This is a genomic window from Rhizobium alarense (assembly GCF_021555155.1).
Classification (GTDB): Bacteria; Pseudomonadota; Alphaproteobacteria; order Rhizobiales; family Rhizobiaceae; genus Rhizobium_D; species Rhizobium_D alarense.
This window is the reverse complement of record NZ_JAKGBU010000155.1, coordinates 1-5,054: the sequence shown is the minus strand read 5'-3', so window position 1 is coordinate 5,054 and position 5,054 is coordinate 1. Positions and strand designations below refer to the sequence as shown.

4 protein-coding genes and 1 pseudogene are annotated in these 5,054 nt (G+C 67.7%); 4 read left to right on the top strand and 1 reads right to left on the bottom strand.

All coding sequences use genetic code 11. The annotated features are described in order from the left end of the window. On the bottom strand, positions 1-1,161 hold a 1,161-nt coding region (locus LXM94_RS25455), incomplete at its 3' end, for a UbiH/UbiF family hydroxylase (protein ID WP_235774627.1). Between the two features lie 260 nt (positions 1,162-1,421). Here LXM94_RS25455 and pcsA point away from each other — a divergent pair. The 4 genes and pseudogenes from pcsA to LXM94_RS25435 form a co-directional block, all read left to right on the top strand. Further along, the gene (gene pcsA / locus LXM94_RS25450) at positions 1,422-2,150 is read left to right on the top strand and encodes a phosphatidylcholine synthase (RefSeq protein ID WP_235774626.1); all 729 of its coding nucleotides are present in this window, start codon (positions 1,422-1,424) and stop codon (positions 2,148-2,150) included. A 24-nt stretch (positions 2,151-2,174) separates the two neighbouring features. Then, the gene (locus tag LXM94_RS25445; protein WP_235774624.1) at positions 2,175-3,146 is read left to right on the top strand and encodes a quinone oxidoreductase family protein; all 972 of its coding nucleotides are present in this window, start codon (positions 2,175-2,177) and stop codon (positions 3,144-3,146) included. A gap of 32 nt (positions 3,147-3,178) precedes the next feature. Beyond that, entirely contained in the window at positions 3,179-4,768 is a 1,590-nt protein-coding gene (locus tag LXM94_RS25440; protein WP_408015703.1) for an ABC transporter ATP-binding protein, read from the top strand. Then, positions 4,758-5,054 (top strand): annotated as a pseudogene (locus tag LXM94_RS25435) (ABC transporter permease); the annotation flags it as partial. The gene LXM94_RS25440 and the pseudogene LXM94_RS25435, both read left to right, overlap by 11 nt.

The window sequence follows — 5,054 nt, the reverse complement described above, 5'->3', positions numbered from 1 at the left end:
GGCGCGCAGCGCGCCGCCGGGTTCGATGCCCTCGCGCATCACGAGGCTGCGCAGCGGCCCGATCGCCGACAGGAGGTGCAGCCCGGCCGAACGGGCGACCTGCACCGGCAGGAGGCCGGAGAGCAGCGAGCGGTTGAGCAGATCGACGCTGGCCGTGCGGCTGCGCACGTCGACCTGCCGGCGGCGGCTGAAGCGGTCGCCGATGTCGGGGCCGATGCCGCTGCCCTCCGCCACGAGGTCGCGCAGCGCGAAGACATCGCGCAGGCTGAGATTGAGGCCCTGCGCGCCGATCGGCGGAAAGGCGTGTGCCGCCTCGCCGACGAGCGCGACCCGGCCCTCGCCGAAGCGGTCGGCCATCATGCCGGAAAGCGGAAAGACCTGCGGCGGCGCCTCGACGGCGACCCTGCCGAGCATGGACTGCATGCGCCGCTCGATCGCCGCGGCAAGCGCCGGAAGATCCCTTGCCTTCATCTCGTCGGCAGCGTCCGGCGCCATGACCCAGACGAGGCTGGAGCGCCGGCCGGGCAGGGGGACCTGGGTAAAGGGGCCGTTTTCGGTGTGGAATTCGGTCGAGATGCCGTCATGCGGGCGGTCATGGGCGAAATTCACGACGAGGGCAGCCTGGGGATAGGACCATTTGCGCAGGCCGATGCCGCTTGCCTCGCGCACCTTCGACTGCCGTCCGTCCGCACCGACCACCAGTGCCGCCTGCAGCGTCCGGCCGTCGGAGAGCGCCAGGCGCATGCCGTCCGCCTCCTCCGACAGGCCGGCAAGCGCGGCGGAAACGCGGTCGATGGCCGCGTTTCCGGCGACCGCGCCGGCGAGAATGCCGATCAGCGGCGCATTCGGGATATTGTAGCCGAAGGCGGCAAGGCCGACCTCGCTCGAGCGGAAACTCACCGGCGGCGCGCGCAGGAGCCGCGCCGTGCCGTCGAGGATGCGCATGGTCTCGAGCGCCGCGGCCTCGGGCGCGATCGCGTCCCAGAGCCCCATGGTCTTCAGGAAGCCGATCGAGGGATCCATCAGCGCCGTGGTGCGGCCGTCGGATCCGCCTGACTCGGGGGCGACGAGCGCGACGCGGCGGCCGGATCCGGCGAGCGCCAAGGCCGCGAGGCTGCCGGCAAGACCCGCGCCGACGACGGCAATGTCGATCTTTTCCATGTTGACCGCATCCTTCCCATGTCGATGCCGCGAGGCCCGCGGCCGGTCTTTTGCCAGACCTAGAGCCGAAATCCAACAAAATCCATGGGGTGAAGTGGCGCATGGCGGCGAGCAGTCGTCGTTCCGGTTGAAAACAAACGGAAATGGCTGGCGACATTCGGCAGCGTTCGGGTATTAATGCTGCCGACAGACGGAGTGTCGGCGTTGACGGGACCGGGCAAACCGGCTGGAGCGCTCCGCGAGGGATGGAACAGCCGCCGATGAAATTCTTCAACTACAAGCGCGTGCCCTATGCCGAGATTCGCGCCTTCTCGGTGCACATCCTGACGGCATCGGGCTCGTTCCTCGCCTTTCTGGGCGTCGTGGCCGCCGCCGAGCACCGCTTCGTCGACATGTTCTGGTGGCTGGGCCTGGCGCTTGTCGTCGACGGCATCGACGGGCCGATCGCGCGCAAGGTGCGCGTCAAGGAGGTGTTGCCGAACTGGTCCGGCGACACGCTCGACAATGTCATCGACTACGTGACCTACGTGCTGCTGCCGGCCTTCGCGCTCTACCAGAGCGGCATGATCGGCGAGCCGTGGTCCTTTGTCGCCGCCGGCGCCATCGTCGTGTCGAGCGCCATCTACTATGCCGACATGGGCATGAAGACCGACGAATATTTCTTCTCCGGCTTCCCCGTCGTCTGGAACATGGTGGTCTTCACGCTCTTCGTCATCAAGGCGAGCGAACTGACGGCGTCGATCATCGTCTTCGTCTCGGTGTTCCTGACCTTCATGCCGATCAACTTCCTGCATCCGGTGCGCGTGAGGCGGCTGCGGCCGCTCAATCTCGCGGTTTTCCTGCTCTGGTCGCTGCTGAGCGGCTATGCGCTGCTCCTGCATTTCGCGACGCCGGACTGGGTGGTCGCCGGCGTCGTCGCCACCGGGCTCTATCTCTATGCAATCGGCGGCGTGCTGCAGCTCTTTCCCGGGCTCGGGCGCGCCGGCTGACCTCGTTCAAAGGGAGAATTTGACATGACGAAGGCGATTGTGGTTCGAAAGATCGGCGGCCCCGAGGTTCTGGTCCTCGAGGACGTGGCGCTCGACCCGCCGGCCGCGGGTGAAGTGCAGATACGCCAGGCGGCGATCGGCCTCAATTTCATCGACCTCTACTTCCGCACCGGCCTCTACAAGGCCGAGCCGCCGTTCATTCCCGGCAAGGAAGGGGCGGGAACGGTGACGGCGGTCGGTGCGGGGGTCACGGACTTCGCCATCGGCGACCGGGTCGCCTATGCCTCGGCGGACGGCGCCTATGCGGCCGAGCGCAACGTCGCGACGCGCCATCTCGTCAAGGTGCCGGACGAAATCCCGCTGGAGACGGCGGCAGCCATGATGCTGAAGGGCATGACGGCGCAGTATCTGCTGCACCAGACCTACAAGGTCGGGCCGGAAACGACGCTGCTCTTCCATGCGGCCGCCGGCGGCGTCGGGCTGATCGCCGGCCAGTGGGCGAAGACGCTCGGCGCGACCGTCATCGGCACGGCGGGCGGCCAGGCGAAGGTGGAGCTGGCGCTCGCGCACGGCTACGATCACGTGATCGACTATTCGAAGGACGATTTCGTCGAGAAGGTGAAGGAGATTACCGGCGGCACGGGTGTCGACGTCGTCTACGATTCCGTGGGCAAGGACACCTTCCCGACGTCGCTCGACTGCCTCAAGCGGCGCGGCCTGTTCGTGAGCTTCGGCAACGCCTCCGGCGCCGTCGAGGCGTTCAACCTCGGCCTGCTCGCCCAGAAGGGCTCGCTCTACGCGACGCGTCCGACGCTCTTCCAGTACATCGCGACGCGCGAGGAACTCGAGGCATGTGCAAACTCGCTGTTTGATATTGTGCGCAGCAACAAAGTGCGTATCAATATCAATCAGACCTATCCGCTGGCGGAGGCCGGACGCGCCCAGACGGATCTGGAAACAAGAAAAACGAGCGGAACGACATTGCTGCTTCCCTGAGAGACCCCAAAGGGGCCGGGAACCGGCGGAAGATGAGGGGCAGCGTGCAGGCTGTTGAAGCGTCCGCGGACGGTGCGTTGCTCGCCGTGCGCAATCTGACCAAGCTGTTCGGGTCGTTCGCGGCCTGCGACGGCATCGACCTTTTCATCCGGCCCGGTGAGATCCATGCGCTGCTCGGCGAAAACGGGGCGGGCAAGTCGACGCTGGTCAAGATGCTCTTCGGCGTCCTCTCGCCGACGGCGGGCGAGCTTCTGTGGAAGGGCGTGCCGGTCGAGATCGCCAGCCCCGGTGCCGCGCGCCGGCTCGGCATCGGCATGGTCTTCCAGCACTTCTCGCTGTTCGAGGCGCTGACCGTGGCGGAAAACATCGCGCTGTCGCTGGACGCGACGATCCCGCTCGCCCACATTGCCGAACGCGCCTCCGAACTGTCCCACGCCTACGGCCTGCCGCTCGACCCGAACGCCCATGTCGCCGACCTGTCCGTCGGGGAGCGGCAGCGCATCGAGATCGTCCGGGCGCTGCTGCAGAATCCCGAGCTCATCATCCTCGACGAGCCGACGTCGGTCCTCACGCCGCAGGAGGCCGATCGCCTGTTCGAAACGCTCTTCAAGCTGCGCGGCGAGGGGCGCTCGGTCCTCTATATCAGCCACCGGCTCGAGGAGGTGCAGCGCATCTGCGATCGCGCGACGGTGCTGCGCCACGGCAAGGTGACCGGCGCCTGCGATCCGAAGCAGGAGACGGCCGCCTCGCTCGCCCGCATGATGGTCGGCGCCGAGGTCCCGCATGTGAGCGCCGAGGGCACGAGCGCGAAGGGCGCGGTGCTGCTCGAGGCGCGCCACCTGACGGCGCCGGCCCGCACGCCCTTTTCGGTCGGGCTCAGGAACATCTGCCTCAAGGTCCATGCGGGCGAGGTGCTGGCGATCGCCGGGGTCGCCGGAAACGGCCAGGGCGAACTCTTCGAAGCGCTGTCCGGCGAATATCCGAGCGCCGAGGACGGCGCCGTGCGCATCCGCGACACGTCTGTCGGCCGGCTCGGCATCAACGGCCGCCGGCTGCTCGGCGCCGGCTTCGTGCCGGAGGAACGCCACGGCCATGCGGCGGTGACGGCGCTCAGCCTGTCGGACAATCTCGTGCTGGCGCGCTATCATTCCGACCGCCGGGCCTTCGTCGGCGGCGGCATGCTCGGCATCATCCGGCACACCGCCGTCAAGGCGGCGGCCAAGCGGATCTCCGCTGCGATGGACGTGCGCAAGAGCGGCGAGGATCCGCCGGCCGGCTCGCTGTCCGGCGGCAACCTGCAGAAATTCATCGTCGGGCGCGAGCTCGACCGCCAGCCCTCGGTGCTCATCGTCAACCAGCCGACCTGGGGCGTCGACGCGGGTGCTGCGAGCCGCATCCGGCAGGCGCTGGTCGATCTCGCCAGGGCGGGCTCGGCGGTGCTCGTCATCAGCCAGGACCTCGACGAGATCTTCGAGGTGGCGACGGAGATCGCGGTCATCAGCGAGGGACGCCTTTCGGACGCCTATCCCGCCAGGGACCTTTCGCGCGAGAAGATCGGCCTGCTGATGGGCGGCCTCTACGGCAAGGCGGAACCGCTGGCGGAGGCCGCAGATGCGCATTGAACTCGAACGGCGGGCGAAACCGTCCGCGCTTCTCTCCCTCCTGTCGCCCTTCCTCGCGCTCGTCCTGACGGTCATTGCCGGCGCGATCATGTTCGCGCTCATCGGCAAGGATCCGGTTTCGGCGCTCTACAGCTTCTTCATCGAACCGCTGCTCGACATCTGGTCGCTGCACGAGGTTGCGATCAAGGCGGCGCCGCTGATCCTGGTCGGCGTCGGCCTGTCGGTCTGCTACCGCTCCAACAACTGGAACATCGGCGCCGAGGGCCAGTTCATCGCCGGCGCCATC